This is a genomic window from Corynebacterium gallinarum (assembly GCF_014837045.1).
In the GTDB taxonomy this organism is placed as follows: domain Bacteria; phylum Actinomycetota; class Actinomycetes; order Mycobacteriales; family Mycobacteriaceae; genus Corynebacterium; species Corynebacterium gallinarum.
Genome location: NZ_JACSPR010000002.1, coordinates 199,698 through 219,120 on the forward strand (window position 1 = coordinate 199,698; position 19,423 = coordinate 219,120).

Consider the following 19,423-nt stretch of genomic DNA (forward strand, 5'->3'; position numbering starts at 1 on the left):
TGATGTCCTTCATCTACCTGGGTTCGCTGATCGTCTTCATCGGCTGCATGGTGTTGTGTGACCACCGGTGGAAGCTCGGCTTCTTCCGCAACGCACCCCGTGCCGCCCTGGCGATCGGTGTCACCTATGTGGGATTCCTGCTGTGGGATGTGCTCGGTATTGTCACCGGCACCTTCTACCGCGGTGATTCCCCCTATATGACGGGCATCGACTTAGCTCCCCACATGCCGATTGAGGAGCTGTTCTTCCTGTTCTTCCTGTGCTACCTCACCCTGAATCTGACCTCCGCGGTGAGCCTGGTGTTGAAAACCCCGCTGCCCGAGCAGCGGGGGGCTACAACTAAGCCCGCCGACGCCGGCGCAACCACCGGGGAGGCCCGAGCATGACCTATGTCCTGATGAGTATCCCCTTCCTGGTGTTCGCGCTGGTGGCCTTCGTGCTCAAGCGGGCCAACGGCACCAGGAAGATCACCACGGTCACCCTGTTGACCACCCTCATCCTGTTCGTGTTGACGATCATCTTCGACAACATCATGGTGTGGGCTGACTTCTTCGGTTACGGCGACACCCAGCACTTAGGGATCTGGATCGGGCTCATCCCGATCGAGGACCTCTTCTATCCACTGTTCTCGGCCCTGCTGATCCCCGCGATCTGGTTGCCGGGCACACTGTGGCGCAGGAACAACACCACCGCAGACACATCTTCTGACGCCGAAAGAGCATAAATAACCGTGATGGACACAATCCGTGTGGTGTTCTCCTCCTCCCGCCCCATCAGCTGGGTCAACACCGCCTTCCCCTACGGCCTGGCCTACCTGCTGGGTGGCGGCAGCATGGACTGGCTGTTCTGGGTGGGCGTGGTCTTCTTCCTCATCCCCTACAACATCGCGATGTACGGGATCAATGATGTCTTCGACTATGAATCCGACATCCGCAACCCCCGCAAGGGTGGTGTTGAAGGCGCCGTGGTGCCCAAGAAATACCACCCCACCCTGCTGTGGGCCTCGGCGATCACCACCATCCCCTTCCTGGTGGTGCTCTACGCCGCCGGCACCTGGATGTCCGCACTGTGGTTGACCATCTCCGTGTTCGCGGTCATCGCGTATTCCGCGGCGGGCCTGCGGTTCAAGGAGCGTCCGCTGCTGGATGCGATCACCTCCTCCACCCACTTCACCTCCCCGGCGCTGGTCGGTGCGACCATCACGGGCGCCGATATCTCCACCGCGATGTGGCTCGCCCTGGGGTCGTTCTTCCTCTGGGGCATGGCCAGCCAGATCCTCGGCGCGGTGCAGGATGTGCGTGCCGACCGCGAGGCCGGCCTGGCCTCCATCGCTACCGCCATGGGTGCCCGCGGTGCCGCGCGACTGGCCACCGTGCTCTACCTCGCGGCCGCCGCCCTGGTGTTCCTGCTGCCCTCGCCCGCGTGGATCGTCGGCATCGCCGCGTTGACCTACGTGCTCAACTCGGGCCGTTTCTGGAACATCACCGATGACACCTGCGAGAGCGCCAACCGCGGCTGGAAGGTCTTCCTCTGGTTGAACTACCTGGTCGGCGCGGTCGTATCCATGACCCTGATCAGCGTCTACCTCGTCTAGGGAGCTTGTCGACGACCCACCCCGCCCCGGTTAACGGAAGGCAGAAAACAAAGCCCACCTGCTGATGGATCTCATCAGCAGGTGGGCTTCACCGTGGGATATCAGGGGGTGGGGACAGCTTCGTTCTGTGCGGTTTTCACCGCGATTTTCTGCTCGGCGCCCAGGTAGGGGCGGATTCCGATGAGTGCCACCGCTGCCAGCACCACGACCACGGCAACCGCGGCGTAGAGGGAAGGCGGGGTCCATCCGGCGTCGAGAAGCGCTCCGACGGTGATGGGTGCAAAGATGGCGCCGAAGCGGCCGATCCCGATGCCCCAGCCCACGCCGGTGGTCCGGAGAGCGGAGGGGTAGGCCGCCGGGGTGACGGTGTACAGACCGGCCACACAGCCGTTGATGAGCATGCCCACCAGGACACCACTGCCGAAGGCGAGCATCGGGATGGAGGTGGTGGTGATGAAGACAACCAGGGTCAGTGCCGACAGCACCGTGAACACCATGAGTGTGTGACGGGAGTTGAAGCGGGTGGTGATCACACCGTAGATCAGGGAACCGAACGTGCCACCCAGTGTCAGTGCGAGGCCACCGATGATGCCCTGGTTCTCCGTCATGCCCGATTCCACGAGCAGCTTGGGGGTCCAGGAGTTGGCGAAGTAGAACCCGAACATGATGAAGAAGAACGCAGCCCACAACTTGAGGGTGGTCACCTTGAACGGACCCGAGAGCAGGTCGGACAGCTTCACCTGGGCGGAATCCGCGGGATTCACGGTGCCCAGACCAAGGGTGTCGGGCTTGCCGATGCGTCGGGCGATCTTCAGGGCCTTCTCCTCCGCACCCGCCGGGCGCTTCACGCGCAGGTAATCAACCGATTCGGGGATGCTCACCACGACGAGGATGAGGCTGGCCAGGGTGGCTGCAGCGCCGGCGAGGAAGACCGACCGCCATCCGAATTCCGGGATCAGGCGGGCCGCCAGCAGTCCGCCCAGTGTCGCGCCCAGTCCGTACCCGGCGGTGTAGATGCTCACCGCCATGCCACGGTTCTTGTTGTTCGAGTACTCACTGGTGATCACCGTGACCGTGGCCAGGATGCCACCGATGCCGATGCCGGTGACCACCCGCCAGATCGCCAGTTCCGTCGAGGAACCGGCGGTGGCTGATAGTGCCAGACCCACCAGGTTGATGAGCAGGGAGATGATCAGGATGCGTCGGCGCCCCAGCTTGTCCGCGAACGGGCCGAGAATCAGCGAACCCATGGCCATGCCGACCAGACCCGCGCTGAGCAGCAGACCCAGCTGACTGCCGTTGAGTCCGAATTCCCCGGACACCGCATTGGCGGTGAAGGCCATGGCCAGGACGTCATAGCCGTCAAGGGCGTTGAGGAAGGTGGCCAACCCGACGATGTACCACTGGAAACCACTCATCGGTGTGGTGTCGATAGCTTTTCTGATGTCCATGTTCTTGCCTTTCAGGGCACGTCAATTGCCAGGTGGATGTTCCGCCCACCCGGGGCGGTGGAATCATTGTCCGGGGTGATCAGTTCAGTCAGGGAGTTGCCGGGCACCGGGGCAGCCGAGGTGGATGCCACCCGGGATACACAGGCACAGAGTTTCTCGGACGCCTTCTTCTGCCTGTCGGAGAAGAACACGTCGCGATGATCGATCTGGCCCTCTCTATCCAACACTGTGACCTGGCAGAGTCCGCATTCGCCACGTCGACAGTCGGACATCATCTCCACCCCGATCTTCTCCAGGACCTCGAGAATGGATTCATTCTCGCTGATCTCGGTGGAGACCCCCAACCGCGGGATGGTGACCCGGAAGCTCTCCGGCAGGAACCACCCGCTGTTGCCGAAGGTCTCGAAACGCAGGTTCGTGGGATCCAGTTCCCGCTCACGCCAGGATCGACGGATGGCATCCATGAGGCGGATCGGGCCACACATATACAGTTCTGTACCGGGATCGATGGTGTTGATGAGTGCGGGGATGTCCAGGTTGACGGACTCGGAATCAAGGTAGAGGTGCAGCCGGTCGCCGTGTTCCGCGATCAGTTCCTCGCGGTAGGCCATGGCCACCGGGGATCGGGCGGCGTAGTGGATGGTGTAGTCCGCGCCCAGCCGGCGGAGCAGACCGGCCATCCCGCGGATGGCGGTGATACCGATACCCCCGGCGACCAGGACGTATTTCGGTGCCCCGACGCGGAGTGGGAAATCCTGTTGTGGTCCCGTCACCCTGATGTGCTGGCCCGGGACCAGACTGTGCATGAAGGTCGACCCACCCCGGGAGGTGGGGGTGTGGAACACCGTGAGGGAGACCTCGGTGCCCTCCGGGTCCGCATCCACGATGGAGTAGGACCGTTCCGCCTGCTGCCCGTTGATGTCCACCTTCACCTTGAGGTGCTCACCGGGTCGCACCTTATGCGGGTTCTCCGGGCGGAGGGTGATGCGGCGGATGCGGTCGGCGATCTCGGTGGTGGCGATGACCTCGGCGTTCTGCCACAGGAGATTGGTTGCGCTGCCGGTGTCCATTAGGACTCCTTCCTGACCGGTGCGGAGGTGGTGGGGATGTGCAGGCGGTTCTCCGCCTCCAGGGCCTTTTCCAGGATGCGGCGAACCCACATGCCACCGGCATCGATATTGAGGTTGTAGAACTCGTAATCGGGGTTGGCGTCGATCGCCTCCTGCTGGGCGGTGAGCATCTCCTCATCCTCGCCGAAAACACCGTGCACACCGTCACGCAGCTGCGTGGTGATCAGCTGGCTGTCCAGGCGGTAGTTGCGCTGGAAGGACCAGAAGTAGTGGGAGGACCGGTCGGTCTCCGGGGTGATGGTGTTCATGACATAACCGTTGACACCCTGGCTGCGGTCCCCTTCCGGGGCACCGGTGCCGGCCTTGGCCACGCCCACATCAATGCAGATGGTGGAGGGGTAGTAGTAGTGGATGATCTGCCAGCGGTCCACCTTGCCCTCGTAGCCGGGGAATTTGTCATTCATGTTCTTCTGCCAGAACGGTGGTGGATCGATGTCACGCATCCAGCGGGACACCGTGACGGAATCCTCGGTGTGGGTGACCTCGAAGTCCGCCTCGCTGAGCTCATCCTGACCGATGGAGGACGAGTGGACGAATTCCTCGTGGGTCAGATCCATGAGGTTGTCCAGTACCAGCTGGTAGTTGCAGGCGGCGTCGATGGTCTTGCCGTCACCGGTCCACTCGGGGTGGGTCATCTGGTGCATATCCGGGACGGTGGTGGGATCCGCCAGGGTGGGATCGCCCAGCCACACCCAGATGTAGCGGTACTGTTCGACGACCGGGAAGGAGGTGACGGCGGCGGAGGGGTTGAGGGTTTCCTGGGCCGGCATGGACATGCACCGGCCTGCGGAGTTGTAGACCAGACCGTGGTAGGGGCACTGGATGCCATCCCGGCCGGTCAGCTTGCCCTTGGACAGTGGGGCCAGGCGGTGCCAGCAGGCATCGGCCAGGGCCACGGCACGTCCATCCTGGGTGCGGTAGAGAGCCAGTGGTTTGTTGGCAACGGTCCGGGAGATAATGCCCTTGGAGGTGACCTCATGGTCCCAGGCTGCGACATACCAGGCGTTGAGCGGATGCGGGAGGATTTTGGCGGTAGTGGTGGAGCTGGCTGCTGAGGTAGTGGTCATCGGTGATTCTACTTTCTGGGTGACACGTCAGGCGGTGACGGTGACTATCTAGGAAACTATCTAAACTCATAGATAGTTAGTGCCGTGAGTCACAACTTAGGCCAGCATGTGCGCTACGGCAATAGAAAATCGGGTAAAACTTGCGAGTATCACCCCCGCACATTTCTGACAGCCCAGGTCAGGGCGAGGACACCTACACCCGATGGACATGAGGCGGGGAGGGCACAGGGTACAAAAGAAGCGTGAGTCTCAGGAATGCACTTTTGGCACTGTTATCGTCCGGCCCCATGACCGGCTACGACGTGGCGAAGCGATTCGCCTCGTCCGTGGGTTTTCTCTGGCACGCCCCGAATTCCCAGATCTATCCCGAACTGCGGAAGATGGAACGTGAGGGCCTGCTGGCCACCCGTGAGATCCCCTGGGGCACGAAGGGGGTGACCAAAACGGAGTATTCGGTCAATGATGCGGGCCTGGACGCCCTGGCCACCTGGCAGGAGGAGCCCATGACCTACACCCCGGATCGTGACCCCGCCCGCCTCAAGGCCGCCTATTTCGAGATGGGTTCCCCTGAGGCAGCGCAGCACAACCTGCGGGAACACATCTCCCACTTCGAATACCAACGCTCCCAGGCCCTTGATGAGATCAACCGCATCGACTCCGGAACCAGCCCGACGCTCACCCGGCGCCTTCAGAACCTGCCGGAGGAGAAACACGCGAAAACCATCGCCTTCAAACGGTTCGCCTACGAGGGTCGTGTCATCCAGGCCGAGGCGGAGATCCGCTGGGCGCAACGGGGACTTGAGTTGTTGGAGAAACTCGACGACACCGGGGGCGGTTAAGCCCCAAGCCTCTACCGGAAATCCCGCGAGCCCCTGCTGAGCCACTCCCCGACCGGCAGGGGCTCCAACTTGTCCGCCACCACATTCACCGCCCCGGTGGCATTTTGCACAGTCCCGCGGATGATGAGCGTTTTCGCGGTGCGGGCCAGCACCCGCTGCCGGTCCCACAGTCCGGGTGAGACCATGACGTTCATCAGACCGGTGTCATCCTCCAGGCCGAGGAAGGTCACCCCGGAGGCGGTCTGGGGGCGTTGACGGTGGGTGACCACCCCGGCGATCCGCACGCGGGTGCCGTCCGCAACATCGGTGAGCAACCGGCCCGCGGGCACGACACCGAGGGCGTCCAGGTGGGCGCGCAGCAACGCCATGGGTTGGGCGTCGTGGGTGACCCCGGTGGCCGCGATGCTGGTCGCCATCAGCTCGAAGGCACTCATGCCGGGCAGCGCCGGCGCCTCGATCGCGGAGATCCCGGGCAGCATCCCGGGGCGTTCGGTGGCGGCGATGCCCGCCTGCCACAATGCTTCTCGACGACCAACCCCCAGGCAGTCCAGTGCCCCGGCGCGGGCGAGTGCCTCGATGTGGGCCACGCCCAGGTCAGCCCGGCGCGACAGGTCCGGGATGGAGGTGTACGGGGCATGCTCCGCGATGCGGCGCGCAGCCTCCTCCCCCAGCCCCTTGACCAGGTCCAGGCCCAGGCGGATGTGCCCGTCGGGGGCATCGGCCTGCACACCGGAATCGTTGATGCTGATGGGCAGGATCGTCACACCGTGGCGGCGGGCATCGGCGATGAGGGACTGCGGGGAGTAGAACCCCATGGGCTGGGCGCGCAGCAGGCCTGCGCAGAATTCAGCCGGGTAGTGGTGTTTGAACCACGCGGAGAAGTACACCAGGGTGGCGAAGGACTGCGAGTGGGATTCCGGGAAACCGTAGGCGGCAAAGGCCACCATCTTGTTCCACAGTTTGTCGGCGGTGTCCCCGGTGATCCCGTGGGTGTGGGCAAGGCCCTGGTAGAAACGCGACCGTAACGCCGCCATGCGGGTGGGGGAACGTTTGGAGCCCATGGCGCGTCGTAAAGCATCCGCCTCCCCGCCGGTGAACCCGGCGGCGTCGACGGCGATCTGCATGATCTGCTCCTGGAACAGCGGGATGCCGAGGGTCTTGCCCAGGGATTTCTCCAGGACGGGATGGTCATAGGTGACGGCCTCCTCGCCACTGCGTCGGCGCAGGTAGGGGTGGACGGACCCGCCCTGGATGGGGCCGGGGCGGATGAGGGCGACCTCCACCACCAGGTCGAAGAAGGTCCGCGGTTTCAGGCGCGGCAGGGTGGACATCTGGGCGCGGGATTCCACCTGGAACACCCCCACGGCATCGGCGCGGCAGAGCATGTCATAGACACCCGCGTCGGCGAGGTCGAGTTCCCAGAGATTGACCGTGACCCCGCGGTGGTGGTCCACCAGGTCCATCATGTGGTGCAGGGCCTCCAACATGCCCAGGCCGAGCAGGTCGAATTTCACCAGGCCGGCCGCAGCACAGTCGTCCTTGTCCCACTGCACCACGGAACGGCCCTGCATGCGGGCCCATTCGGTGGGCACCACATCAGCGATGGGGCGGTCGCAGATGACCATGCCCCCGGAGTGGATGCCCAGGTGCCGGGGCTGGCCCTTGAGCTGTCCGGCCAGTTCCACGACATCCGCCGGTGGTTCGGAGGTGCCCCTGGACCAGGCATCGACGGTGCCCTGCGGGTAACCGAGCGCGCGGGCGGCATCACGCAGCGCCCCCTTGCTGCGGTAGGTGATCACATTCGCCACCTGGGCGGCGTTGTCCCGGCCGTACCGGGTGTAGACATACTGGATGACCTCCTCACGACGGCCTGATTCGATGTCGATGTCAATGTCCGGTGGTCCATCCCGGTCCGGCGAGAGGAACCGCTCAAACAACAGACCGGCGCTGATCGGCTCGGCATTGGTGATGCCGAGGACGAAACACACCGCGGAGTTCGCCGCCGATCCCCTGCCCTGGCAGAGGATGTCGGTGTTGTGACAGAACTGCACCAGGTCATCGACGATGAGAAAGTATCCGGGGAATCCGAGCTGTTCAATGACCTCCAGCTCATGGCGGATCTGCTTCCGGGCGCGCTCGCGCACCTCCACGGGGCGGGAACGGTAGCGGCGGTCGAAACGCGCCTTCACCAGGTGGGTCAGCCAGGTCATCTCGGTGTGCCCGTCCGGGGTGTCCCACCGGGGCAGCTCGGGGGCCACCAGGTCGAGGGTGAAGGCGCACTCGGAGGCGATCTCCACGGTGGTGGCCAGCAGATCCACGCACTGCGGATACGCACGCGCCAGTGCCCCACCGCTGCGCAACCAGGTCCCACCCATGGGGTGCAGGCTGCTTTCCGCCTCGGCGAGGTTGGCGCGCAGGGCGAGTGCACGTTTGGCCCCGGCCAGTCGCACGTGGTCACGGGTGGCTGCCGTGGGGATGGTGCTGAGGATGCCCCGCAGGCCCGTCCGTGTCTGGATGGAGCGCAGAACATCATGGTGGTCGGTGTCCTCCGGCAGCATCCGGGCGGGGAATTCCAGCACCACATTATCGCGTCCGAAACACTCGATCAGGTGATCGATCTCCTCGCACCATTCCACACCCGCCAGCACGATCCAGTGGCCGGCCCCCTTTTCCGCCACCCGTGGCAGCGGCGGGTACTCCACGCTTCCCTTCTCCCCGGTGGACATGGCGGCATCGGTGATGAGGTGACTGAGTCGGCGATACCCCTCCACCCCTTTGCACACCACGGGCAGCACCCCCTCCCGCAGGGAGATCTCCGCCCCGAAGACGGTGTTCAGGCCCGCCGACGAGGCCGCCTCGGCGAAGCGGACCGCGCCGTAGAAACCATCACGGTCCACCAGCGCCAGGGCAGAAAGGCCCAGTTCCTGGCCCCGCTGCACCATTTCCTCCGGGTCGGAGGCTCCGGCCAGGAAGTTGTAACTGCTGGTGGCGTGCAGTTCCGCAAAGGGGATCTCCCCCGGCCGCTCCCCCGGCACCTCCACCGACCCGGGACCGGGTCGGGGCGTCGACAAGCGCTCAGGTTCCGGCTCGTGCAGCACCGGGCGCGGGGTGTCCACCTCGCGCCCGGAGAGGATCCCCTCCACCATCGACCAGGGCAGCGGCCGGCCGGTGATGCCCCGTGCTCCGGTATCCCATTCCATGCCCTCCAAATTACCGGATTAGAACACGCTTTCCATCGACACCCCACCACTCCGGCGCCGCCGCCACGCCGACCGAACTAGACCGAGCTGTACAGAATCCGGTCTAGAATGCTAGTGTCCTAGGCATTGATTCACCACCCACCCACCTCAAGACACAAGGGATGCCGAATACATGAAGCTTGGTCGTATCACCACCACCGCCATCGCGGGTCTGTTCGCCGCCACCGCCCTGGTTGCCTGCGGTTCCGACTCCGACGGCACCAGCGCCACCACCCAGGAGGGCGACGGCACCACCATCCGCATCGGCACCACCGATGCCGCCAAGGAGGCCTGGACCGTCTTCGAGGAGAAGGCCGCCGAGGAGGGCATCACCCTCGACGTGGTCAACTTCTCCGACTACTCCACCCCGAATGATGCCCTCGCCCAGGATCAACTGGACGTGAACCTGTTCCAGCACCTGAAGTTCCTCGCTGCCTACAACGTCGGCTCCGGCGAGGACCTCACCCCGGTCGGCTCCTCCGAGATCGTCCCCCTGGCACTGTTCTGGAAGGACCACGACTCCATCGACGGCATCGAGGGCGAGCAGGTCGCCATCCCGAACGATGAGTCCAATCAGGGCCGCGCCATCAACGTCCTCGTCCAGGCTGACCTGGTCACCCTGAAGACCCCGGGCATGATCACCCCGACCCCAGCCGACATCGATGAGGCCGCCTCCAAGGTCTCCGTCCTCCCGGTCGACGCCGCACAGGCCCCGACCGCCTACCACGAGGGCACCCCGGCCATCATCAACAACTCCTTCCTGGACCGCGCCAGCATCGACCCGAACCTGGCCGTCTTCGAGGATGACCCGAATTCCCAGGAGGCCGAGCCGTACATCAACGTCTTTGTCACCAAGGCCGAGGACGCCGGTGATGAGAACATCGCCCGCCTGATCGAACTGTGGCACGACGCCGATGTCCAGGCCGCCGTCGACCGCGATTCCAAGGGCACCTCCGTCGCCGTGAACCGCCCCGCCGATGAGCTGCAGGCCATCCTCGACCGCCTCGAGGCCGCCGACGAGTAACTCAGCTTACTTTTAACGCCCCGTTGAGAGCTTGTCGACGTCCCACCAACGTCACTTCTGCCCCGACGGGGCGTTAGACTATTGCCCTGTTCTTCTGTAACAGTTCTTCTGTAATTTTCCCCGATCCACCTCTGAAATGAGGACACCGCTGTGTCTACACCCGCGTCCACACCGGCGCCTGACGGAAGCCACCAACAGCGTGACCACCACCCCGGTACACGCGTTGAATTCCGTGGAGTGACCAAGGTATTCACCAACAATAAAAATACCGAGACCATCGCCCTCGATGATGTCTCCCTCACCGTCGAACCCGGCGAGGTCATCGGCATCATCGGATATTCCGGTGCCGGCAAATCCACCCTGGTCCGCATGATCAACGGCCTGGACACCCCCACCTCCGGTTCCCTGCTGCTCGACGGCACCGACATCGTGGACATGCCCGAGTCGCGGATGCGTAAACTGCGCAGCCGCATCGGCATGATCTTCCAGCAGTTCAACCTCTTCCAGTCCCGCACCGCGGCGGGCAATGTCGAATACCCGCTGGAACTGGCGAAGATGGACAAGGCACAGCGCAAGGCGCGCGTGCAGGAGATGCTCGAATTCGTCGGTCTGTCCGACAAGGGGAAGAACTACCCCGAGCAGCTCTCCGGTGGTCAGAAACAGCGCGTCGGCATCGCCCGCGCGCTCGCCACCAACCCATCCCTGCTGCTTGCCGACGAAGCGACCTCCGCTCTCGATCCCGAGACCACCCGGGAGGTCCTCGCCCTGCTGCGGAAGGTGAACAAGGAGTTGGGCATCACCATCGTGGTGATCACCCACGAGATGGAGGTGGTCCGCTCCATCGCCGACAAGGTCGCCGTCATGGAGGCCGGTCGTGTCGTGGAATACGGCAGTGTCTATGAGGTGTTCTCCAACCCGCAGACCACCGTGGCCCAGCGCTTTGTGGCCACCGCCCTGCGCAACACCCCCGACATGGTCGAGGAGGAGGATCTACTCTCCCACGAGGGCCGCCTGTTCACCATCGACCTGACCGAGGACTCCGGTTTCTTCGCGGCCTCCGCCACCGCCGCCGATAACGGCGTCTCCATCAACGTGGTGCACGGCGGCGTGACCACCCTGCAGCGGCAGTCCTTCGGCAAGATCACCGTCCGGTTAACCGGCAACCAGGCCGCGATTGAGGAATTCCACCGTTCGCTGACCCGCACCACGACCATCAAGGAGATCACCCGATGAACCAGATGATCATGGCAGCCGACTGGGACCGCCTGGGCGGCACCTTCCGCGATGCCATCCTGGACACCCTCATCATGGTCTCCATCACCATGGTGGTCTCCGGCCTGCTGGGACTTGCGGTGGGCCTACTGCTCTACACCACCCGCGCCGGTGGCATCCTGCAAAACAAGGTGGTCTATTCAGTACTGAATGTGCTGGTCAACTTCGTCCGCCCCATCCCCTTCATCATCCTGATCGTGGCGATGAAACCCCTGACCATCGCGGTGATGGGCACCTCGATCGGACGGGACGCCGGCATCTTCGTGATGGTGGTGGCCGCGATGTTCTCCGTCGCCCGCATCGTGGAGCAGAACCTGGTCACCATCGATCCCGGTGTCATCGAGGCGGCCCGCTCCATGGGTGCCGGCCCGTGGACGATCATCCGCACGGTGATCATCCCCGAGGCCCTCGGACCCCTGGTCCTGGGTTACACCTTCATCTTCATCGCCATCGTGGACATGTCCGCCATGGTCGGCTACATCGGTGGTGGCGGTCTGGGTGACTTCGCCATCGTCTACGGCTACCGTGCCTTCGACAATGAGGTGATGTACGTGGCTGTCTTGGTCATCGTCATCATCGTCCAGGCGGCCCAGCTGCTGGGTAACTGGCTGTCGAAGAAGATCATGCGGCGGTAGTAGTCACACCTCTTCCGGGTTCCCGGTCATGCCGACAAGGGCGCACCTATATATGGGTGCGCCCTTGTTCTGGTCACCGGCGGTTAACAATTCATCTGCTTTACAACGATTCGTTCACAATCCGCCCAAACCCTCTGACCTGCTTAGGTACAAGCCGAGCCTCGGGGTTACGGTAGGAGAATGATTGTGCAGCGTCCCTTCATCGCCCCTACCCGTCTGAAAATGGCCAGCCTGGCAGTTCTCAGTCTCGGCGCCCTCATGCTCACCGCCTGCGGAACCGAGAACACCCAGGCTGGTGACCCCCCTGCGCAGACCATGGCAGCCACCGCCGACGGGAAGAATGTCACCTCCCCCGGTAACGCGACCTCCGGCCCCGTCCCGCTCGGTTCCGCGGATGCGAGCATGAAGACCCTACGCCCTGAAACCCCTGCACAGCTCATGGTCACCGATGTACGCACCGGGTCCCATGCCGGTTTCGACCGGGTGGTCTTCGACCTCACCGGCGAGGGTGAGCCCGGCTGGTTCATGGACTACACCGACTCTCCCAGCCAGCAGGGCAGCGGAAACCCGATCAGCTACGAGGGTGCCACTGCGTTGAACGTCAACATCGACGGCACCGTGTACCCCTTTGACCTGGGCATGGAGGATCCCCAGATCGGCACGGTGGAGGGAGCTGGCAACCTGGTCACCGAGGTCATCAGCGCCGGCACGTTCGAGGGCCGCTCCCAGTTCGTCATCGGACTGGACGGCAAGCACCCCTACTCCGTGACCGTACTGCAGGATCCCCACCGTCTGGTCGTGGACATCCTCGCCCGGTAGCCCCTCGGGGTGTTAATAGATCGCTTCGATCCGCCACCTGCCCTTCAGCCAGATCAGCAGCCACGCCCGGGGTTCAGACTCTGGCTCGGCCCCTGCATCCCATGTAGTCCCTGTACCGGATACCGCCCGCCCCACCACCTGGAGGCGGGCGTATCGCTGCCCGGAGCTGTCCCACCAGCGGTCATCCACCGGCCACGGTCCTGCCCATGCTGTCACCAGGTACCGGCGTGGCCCCCAACCCAGGGCATAGGGTGAGTCGGTCAGACGCACCTCGGCCGTCACCGTGACCCGTGTGCCCGAGGCACTGATCAGCACCACCTGAGCCGCCGGGTGGTTGATGCCACCACCCAGCCGCGCCGGCAGCGGGGAGGGTAACCGGCCCAGCCACTTGCCGCCGGGTCTGCGCACCGGGTCGGGTTGCTCACCGTACGGCACGAGAACGATGCGTTCGGCCACTCCCCTGCCACCGGCGGGTACCGGCTGGAGCACCGCGGTGATCCCCAGAGTGGACTGCACACGCTCAATCACCTGACGCGCCACCGCCCGGTGACTGGTGCCGGTATCCCACAGCCCGTCGCTGGCCATCTCCGGGGGGACGCATTCCAGCGGGGTCAGCCACAGGGCGGTGATCCCACCATCGGTATCCTCCACCACACCGCGCGCGGTCAGCCAGCCATCCAGCTGCCAGCGCACCCGGTCTGCCGTGGCCCCTTCCGTCAGCGGTTCGCTGGTCCGCCACACCCTGCTGCTGGTGGTGCCATCGGTGAAATCAGCGGTCACCCGCAGCACCTGACAGACCACACCCGCCTCGGCCAGACGCGCATGCAGCTGCACCGCCAGGGCACGCGCACGAAACGCTGCGGCATCCACGCGGGTGATCGGTTCCTCCGGTATGTGGGAGATCTCCCAGTTCGCCGTATTGATCGGTGGGGCGACCCGACGTGACTGCCGGGCGGTGGCGATGGCATGACAGCGCAGACCGGCCTGTCCGAAACGGGTGGCCATCGACCCCACTGAAATCGCGGCGAGTTCCCCCAGCGTGGTGATGCCGAGGTCACCCAGCGTGCGGACCACCTGCTCATCGCATCCCAGGGCCTCCTCCGCCACCAGCACCCCGAGTGGTTGCCGTTCCAGGAAGCTTGTCGACGCGCCGGACCGCACCACACCGCCCCCGGCCACGCGGGTGGCAATGACCGCCGTGGTGACCTCGTCGGCAACCCCGGTGATGATATCGACGCCGGTGCGGGAGGCGGCGTCGATAAGCAGCTGGGCGGCGACCTCCTCCGAACCGTGATAGCGGGCGGCCGCGTCGGCGGCGATGATGACGAGCCCGGGACGGAGCACCTCCACGCTGGAGGCGACCTCACCGAGGGAGGCGATGATGCCCTCGAATATGCGGGCATCGCGTTCGGGGTCGGCGTCGATCACCTCCAGGTCGGGGCAGACCGCCCGGGCCTGACGGACCTTCATCCCGCGACGCACCCCGCGCCGGCGTGCGGACAGCCCGCACGCCCGGATCCGGTGGTGCTCGGCAATGGCCAGGGGATCATCCGCGGGGGCGGGATCATCCCTGCTCAAGCGCACCGCCTGCACCGGCCAATCGGGGAACCACAGTGCCATGATGCGCATGATGACCTCACACCACCCGGAGCCCGCGGTGGGGCCCACTGTGGTGTCCACGCTCCCCGAGCACCACCGTCCCGCCCGCCGGAGCATGGCCGCGGGCGGTGATGCTGATGCGCATCTCCACACCCCGAATGCGCCCCTGACCAGTTCCGATGCCCAGATAATTGGTGATTCGGGCATCCACCCTCACAGCCGGTGACGGCACGCCGGTGCCCACCATGATCAGGGCGGCGGTGCCCCGGCGGAGTTTGCCCAGCAGCGGCCGGGCCCGGGTGGGTGATAGCGTGGTCTCCGCCCCGTGATAGACCACCAGATCCAGTCCCTCACACAGCACCGCGGCGACATTGAGGGGCTGGGGTCCGGGGTCGGGGATGACGATGATGTTCTCGCACACCCCTCCGGATTCGACCACCCCGGCGTAGGCGAATTCCCGCCACCCAATCATCGCGGCGTATCCACCCCGGGCGGTAACATGAGCAAGAAGTTCAACCACCAGCAGTGGCTGATCGGGAAACAGCGTCACTGCCCGACGAGGGAACCCCTCCCCGGACAGGAACCCGGATAATACCTCCGGAGCTGGGAGAATATCTTCCTGCGTCGGCGGGGATTCCGGCTGGGGATCGTGCTCCTCCCGCAGTTGTGGAACGGCTGCGCCCATCGCGGACATGCGGGAACGCAACGCGTGGATGCGTTCCGATCTGCCCATCCCGGCGAGATCAGGGAGGGGTGACACCGGGCCATCCCCACCCACCTCTCGAACATGTGTTCCATTCATGAAATCCAGTTAACACGACGAGTTACATCGATGCAACCGGTTACCTCGGGAGGGGTGGCCAGGTACTACGGAGATTCACCCCTCACCGGTAATTGCTGCCATTTCCCCGGTGAGGGTAATTTCCATCCCGTCGATTAGGCTGAATCATCATGGACCCCATGAGCAGCTACAGCCAGATGCGATCCCACATCACCCCGATCCCGACCCCGCCCATCGTGCGGATCAGTGCATCGGTGTTGGTGGGTGGTGCGGTGGCCGTGCTCACCACGGATCTCGCCACCGGTGTGCAGGTTGGTATCACGGCAGCCTGCCTGGCCGCGGCATTCCTCATCACCCTGGGCCACCCCTACCGCGGTGAGTTGAAGAGGTACCGGGCCATGCATGGTGTGGCCATGGTGCCCACCATGGGGCAGATCATGCCGTTGTTTCTCACCTGGCTCGCCCTGATGCTGGCCCCGCTACTCAGTGGATCTGCCCTGTGGATCAGCATTGTGGTGTGGGTGGCAGTCGCCGGGTGGATGTTTCTCACCTTTCCGCATGTGGATGGCAGCCGGGCACTGGCGTTCGTCGACAAGCCCGGCCGGGATACCTGATCCCACCCCGCGCACGCGGCACCGCCTGAGAGGACCACCTTGAACAGTGGGGTCTCCGGGCGGTGTTTTTTCTCTATCGCTTACGTTTGCGGTCTTTTTCCTGTTCGTCCAGGATCTGTTTGTTCCGGCGGCCCATCTCGATGAGCTTGAGGTTGGCCCAGTTGTAGAAACTGTGGCCGAGGATGAAAAAGGCCCACACGATGAACCAGATGGGCAAGGCCCACCACAGGGAGAAACCTGACTGCCACATCACCAAGGCGGTGAAGATGATGCTGAACAGCAGGGTGCGGGTGGGTTGGAAGGTGAATTTGGCGGCCTTCTGGTCGAAGTTGTCATTCGACCCGGCACCGGCCGGGGTGGATCCCCCACGATTACGGGCCATCAGTCGAGATCCCTTGAATGAGCCCAGCGGGTGAGGGCGTGACGGTTGGACTGCTGGGTCTTGCGCAGGATGTTCGAGGCGTGGGTTTCCACCGTCTTCACGGAGATGAACAGCTCCTTGCCGATCTCCTTGTAGGTGTAACCGCGGGCCAGCAGACGCAGCACCTCCAGCTCACGGCGGGTCAGCGCATCCACGATCGGATCATCGATCACAGCACCCTTCTCCACGGCGGCATCCTTCTCCGGTGCATCCACAATGCCCGCACCCGCCCGGGAATCGGGGGCGGCGAAGGCGTCCAGGACGAACCCGGCCAGGCGCGGGGAGAAGAAGGCATCACCTGAGTTCACCCGGTTGATGGCCTCCACCAGCTCCGCACCGGAGATGGACTTGGTGACATACCCGCGTGCCCCGGCGCGGATGATGGCGATGACATCCTCCGCCGCATCGGAGACACTCAGGGCGAGGAAGATGGTCTCCACGCCGGCATCGAGAACCCGGCGGATCACGGCGAGGCCGCCACCGTCGGGCATGTGGACGTCGAGAAGCACCACGTCGGGACGTGTCATGGTGATGCCAGTGACGGCGTCGCCAACGGTGCCGGCCTCGCCGACGATCTCCACCGCCGAACCGAGCTCGGCCTTCACGCCCGATCGGAACACCGAGTGGTCATCAACCAGAAACACTTGAACCATGCCTCATAGGTTACCGCGCCCACCCCCTCCAGTCGCGCTTCGGTCGTGACGGGCCGGCCGGGAGATCCCCTCCAGCTATTTCTCAGCAATCATTCAGCGACAGGTATAGGGTGATGATTTGTGAAAATCAGATCTGCTCTTCTCTCCATTACCACTGCTCTTGCCACCCTGATTGTTCTTCCACCGCCCGCGGCTATCGCTGCCCCCTCCCGGGGCCTGTCGGTCGAACTGGGTTACGGCGCGGAGGTTGTCACCACGGTGGAGCTCAAACAGGGTGAGGTGCGGGACTTCTCCCTCCCATACCTCCGCCAGGTCCGGGCGGATATGTATGACAGAAATGTCCCTTTTCAGGACAGCTACAACCCCACCTACCGTGGCCTGCTCCGGGACGTGGTCGCCGCTTATGGCCTGACCCGCGACCAGTACGTCAATGGTCTGTCATGGAGCGGGGACATGGAACGGATCGCGGTGCAGCGCGCCGTGGAGGAGAAGTATTCCGGACGCATCAGTCACGCCCGCGCCAACTTCACCAGTTTGTCCACCGCCACCCTGCCCGGTGGTATCAAGGCCTCTGCGGAGAATCTCTGTCAGGGACACACCACGGTGGAACGCTGTCTGGAGGCGTTGACCTACGGGGAGGAACACGATCTGCGGCAGGCCAGCGGGAGGTTCACTTCTGCTTCAGGCCATCTCCATAACATCCTCAATCCCTATATTTCCTACGTGGGAATGGGGGCCGTCGACCGTTTCTACGTCACCAACCATTCCCCTTATCCCTCCATCAGACCCGCCGGGACCGACCTGGAGGGCCTGACCGTTCTCAGCATCGCTGTTCCGGAAAAGGACATCCGCTCTGATTTCTCGCTGGAACCCTTCTCCACAACGCTCTCCCCGGGTCACAGCACCGTGGTGGTCATGCGCAACCACAACGGTTTCGATCTTCCCGGCACCATCACCACCACGGACACCGACGTGATTTCCATCGACCGCGATATCGTCACCGCACTGGATTATGGAACCGCCACCATCACCTTCCGCAGTGATGATGGCCGATTCACCGATTCCACGACCATCACCGTCGCGGACCCACCCTCCTCCTCACTGTCGAATCTCAGTTCCGGTAGCTCCTAGCTGCATTTCCCCGGGGATGCTCGTCACATCCCCATCGTGATGGCGACCTCGGTGCCCTCCCCGATCTCGGATTGACCGCCGTGCCCGGTGTCTTCTGAGGATGACACCCGGTGACCGGGTGCTGGTCACGCTCTCGGGCATACCCCTGAAATTGGTTGATGACATCTGCTACCCGTCACATTCCCCGGGTTCACCGGGCGGTTCCCCGGTGACGTGCCTACGATCAACTGATGGTTACAGCACACACTGATTCCGCACACAGCACCCCATTGCGCACCGTTGTCGTTCCGGCGGCGGGCCTGGGGACCCGTTTCCTCCCGGCCACCAAGACGGTGCCCAAGGAGCTGCTCCCGGTGGTGGACACGCCCGGCATTGAACTGGTTGCTGAGGAGGCCGCCGAGGCCGGCGCCCAGCGACTGGCTGTCATCACCGCCCCCGCCAAGGACGGTATCCTCGCCCATTTCGGCGACTTCACTGAGCTGCGGGATCACCTGGTAATCAAGGGTAAGACCGCGGAGGCCGCCAAGGTCGCGCGGGCTGCGGAGATCATCACCGTCCAGGGTGTGGTCCAGGAGAAACCCCTCGGTCTCGGACACGCGGTCAGTCTCGCGGAGGCCACCCTGGATGATGATGAGGAGATCTTCGCCGTCATGCTCCCCGATGATCTGGTCCTGCCCATCGGTGTCACCTCCCAGATGATCCGGGTCCAGGAGCAGTTCGGTGGAACGGTGCTGTGCGCCATGGATGTGCCCCTGGAGGAGGTGTCCAAATACGGTGTCTTTGACATCGCGGACATCCCCGGCCAGCCCGGCGTCAAGCAGGTGCTGGGCATGGTGGAGAAACCCTCACAGGAGGAGGCGCCCTCCACCTTCGTGGCCACCGGCCGCTATGTCTTCGACCGTCATATCTTCGATGCGCTGCGTCGCACCACCCCGGGCAAGGGCGGGGAGATCCAGTTGACCGACGCCATTGATCTGCTCATCCGGGAGGGCCACCCGGTGCACATCCTGGTCCACGAGGGGCAGCGCCATGACCTGGGCAACCCGGGCGGCTACATCATCGCCTGCATTGAGCTCGGCATGGAACACCCCGTCTACGGTGCCTCCATCCGGGACGCCGTCACCCGCGCCGCGGCATCACTCACCGCGGTGTAA

The 19,423-nt window shown here is 64.2% G+C and carries 19 protein-coding genes; 11 read left to right on the top strand and 8 right to left on the bottom strand.

The window, feature by feature from the left end; translation table 11 throughout:
- The first annotated feature begins 2 nt into the window (after window positions 1-2).
- Genes H9627_RS03470 through H9627_RS03480 form a run of 3 tightly spaced genes read left to right on the top strand, consistent with a single transcriptional unit; the run spans window position 3 to window position 1,594 of the window.
- The gene (locus H9627_RS03470; RefSeq protein ID WP_191732857.1) at window positions 3-386 is read left to right on the top strand and encodes a lycopene cyclase domain-containing protein; all 384 of its coding nucleotides are present in this window, start codon (window positions 3-5) and stop codon (window positions 384-386) included.
- Window positions 383-724, top strand: coding sequence for a lycopene cyclase domain-containing protein (locus H9627_RS03475; protein ID WP_191732640.1), 342 nt, complete (start codon window positions 383-385; stop codon window positions 722-724). Before H9627_RS03470 ends, H9627_RS03475 begins: the two co-directional genes overlap by 4 nt.
- A 9-nt stretch (window positions 725-733) precedes the next feature.
- Window positions 734-1,594, top strand: coding sequence for a prenyltransferase (locus tag H9627_RS03480; RefSeq protein ID WP_225213435.1), 861 nt, complete (start codon window positions 734-736; stop codon window positions 1,592-1,594).
- Between the two features lie 101 nt (window positions 1,595-1,695).
- Here the strand turns inward: H9627_RS03480 and H9627_RS03485 are convergent, their stop codons facing one another.
- Genes H9627_RS03485 through H9627_RS03495 form a run of 3 tightly spaced genes read right to left on the bottom strand, consistent with a single transcriptional unit; the run spans window position 1,696 to window position 5,242 of the window.
- Window positions 1,696-3,045 (bottom strand): MFS transporter, encoded by a 1,350-nt coding sequence (locus tag H9627_RS03485; RefSeq protein ID WP_191732642.1) that lies wholly within the window; start codon window positions 3,043-3,045, stop codon window positions 1,696-1,698.
- An 11-nt stretch (window positions 3,046-3,056) separates the two neighbouring features.
- The gene (locus H9627_RS03490) at window positions 3,057-4,115 is read right to left on the bottom strand and encodes a PDR/VanB family oxidoreductase (RefSeq protein WP_191732643.1); all 1,059 of its coding nucleotides are present in this window, start codon (window positions 4,113-4,115) and stop codon (window positions 3,057-3,059) included.
- On the bottom strand, window positions 4,115-5,242 hold the full coding sequence (locus H9627_RS03495) for an aromatic ring-hydroxylating dioxygenase subunit alpha (RefSeq protein WP_191732644.1): 1,128 nt from the start codon (window positions 5,240-5,242) through the stop codon (window positions 4,115-4,117). Before H9627_RS03495 ends, H9627_RS03490 begins: the two co-directional genes overlap by 1 nt.
- Before the next feature lie 242 nt (window positions 5,243-5,484).
- Here H9627_RS03495 and H9627_RS03500 point away from each other — a divergent pair, with 242 nt between their 5' ends.
- Window positions 5,485-6,081 (top strand): PadR family transcriptional regulator, encoded by a 597-nt coding sequence (locus H9627_RS03500; RefSeq protein WP_191732645.1) that lies wholly within the window; start codon window positions 5,485-5,487, stop codon window positions 6,079-6,081.
- 11 nt (window positions 6,082-6,092) lie between these two features.
- Here H9627_RS03500 and H9627_RS03505 read toward each other — a convergent pair whose 3' ends face one another.
- Complete coding sequence (locus H9627_RS03505) at window positions 6,093-9,281, bottom strand: error-prone DNA polymerase (protein ID WP_191732646.1); 3,189 nt, start codon at window positions 9,279-9,281, stop codon at window positions 6,093-6,095.
- A 172-nt stretch (window positions 9,282-9,453) separates the two neighbouring features.
- Here H9627_RS03505 and H9627_RS03510 point away from each other — a divergent pair, with 172 nt between their 5' ends.
- From H9627_RS03510 to H9627_RS03525, 4 genes are all read left to right on the top strand, one after another.
- Window positions 9,454-10,344 (top strand): MetQ/NlpA family ABC transporter substrate-binding protein, encoded by an 891-nt coding sequence (locus tag H9627_RS03510; protein WP_191732647.1) that lies wholly within the window; start codon window positions 9,454-9,456, stop codon window positions 10,342-10,344.
- A gap of 237 nt (window positions 10,345-10,581) precedes the next feature.
- Window positions 10,582-11,577 (top strand): methionine ABC transporter ATP-binding protein, encoded by a 996-nt coding sequence (locus tag H9627_RS03515; RefSeq protein ID WP_191732648.1) that lies wholly within the window; start codon window positions 10,582-10,584, stop codon window positions 11,575-11,577.
- The gene (locus tag H9627_RS03520) at window positions 11,574-12,251 is read left to right on the top strand and encodes a methionine ABC transporter permease (RefSeq protein ID WP_006769692.1); all 678 of its coding nucleotides are present in this window, start codon (window positions 11,574-11,576) and stop codon (window positions 12,249-12,251) included. The genes H9627_RS03515 and H9627_RS03520 overlap by 4 nt, the downstream gene beginning before the upstream one ends.
- Window positions 12,252-12,431: 180 nt before the next feature.
- Complete coding sequence (locus tag H9627_RS03525) at window positions 12,432-13,070, top strand: AMIN-like domain-containing (lipo)protein (protein WP_191732649.1); 639 nt, start codon at window positions 12,432-12,434, stop codon at window positions 13,068-13,070.
- A gap of 12 nt (window positions 13,071-13,082) precedes the next feature.
- Here H9627_RS03525 and H9627_RS03530 read toward each other — a convergent pair whose 3' ends face one another.
- Complete coding sequence (locus H9627_RS03530) at window positions 13,083-14,690, bottom strand: Y-family DNA polymerase (protein ID WP_191732858.1); 1,608 nt, start codon at window positions 14,688-14,690, stop codon at window positions 13,083-13,085.
- A gap of 16 nt (window positions 14,691-14,706) precedes the next feature.
- Window positions 14,707-15,471: a hypothetical protein gene (locus H9627_RS03535; RefSeq protein ID WP_191732650.1), complete on the bottom strand. Its 765-nt coding sequence runs from the start codon at window positions 15,469-15,471 to the stop codon at window positions 14,707-14,709.
- Window positions 15,472-15,620: 149 nt separating this feature from the next.
- On the opposite strand from H9627_RS03535, the gene H9627_RS03540 reads away from it, so the two are divergent.
- Window positions 15,621-16,064 (top strand): hypothetical protein, encoded by a 444-nt coding sequence (locus tag H9627_RS03540; RefSeq protein WP_191732651.1) that lies wholly within the window; start codon window positions 15,621-15,623, stop codon window positions 16,062-16,064.
- A 73-nt stretch (window positions 16,065-16,137) separates the two neighbouring features.
- Here H9627_RS03540 and H9627_RS03545 read toward each other — a convergent pair whose 3' ends face one another.
- Together H9627_RS03545 and H9627_RS03550 are read right to left on the bottom strand one after the other, a co-directional pair.
- A complete protein-coding gene (locus H9627_RS03545; RefSeq protein ID WP_006769697.1) occupies window positions 16,138-16,446 on the bottom strand; it encodes a hypothetical protein in 309 nt (102 codons plus the stop codon).
- Window positions 16,446-17,138 carry a response regulator gene (locus H9627_RS03550; RefSeq protein ID WP_191732652.1) on the bottom strand — a complete coding sequence of 231 codons (693 nt, stop codon included), beginning with the start codon at window positions 17,136-17,138 and terminating at the stop codon, window positions 16,446-16,448. Before H9627_RS03550 ends, H9627_RS03545 begins: the two co-directional genes overlap by 1 nt.
- A 120-nt stretch (window positions 17,139-17,258) precedes the next feature.
- Between H9627_RS03550 and H9627_RS03555 the strand changes: the two genes are divergently transcribed.
- Both H9627_RS03555 and H9627_RS03560 read left to right on the top strand, forming a co-directional pair.
- Window positions 17,259-18,269, top strand: coding sequence for a CAP domain-containing protein (locus H9627_RS03555; protein WP_225213436.1), 1,011 nt, complete (start codon window positions 17,259-17,261; stop codon window positions 18,267-18,269).
- A 230-nt stretch (window positions 18,270-18,499) separates the two neighbouring features.
- The gene (locus H9627_RS03560; protein ID WP_191732653.1) at window positions 18,500-19,423 is read left to right on the top strand and encodes a UTP--glucose-1-phosphate uridylyltransferase; all 924 of its coding nucleotides are present in this window, start codon (window positions 18,500-18,502) and stop codon (window positions 19,421-19,423) included.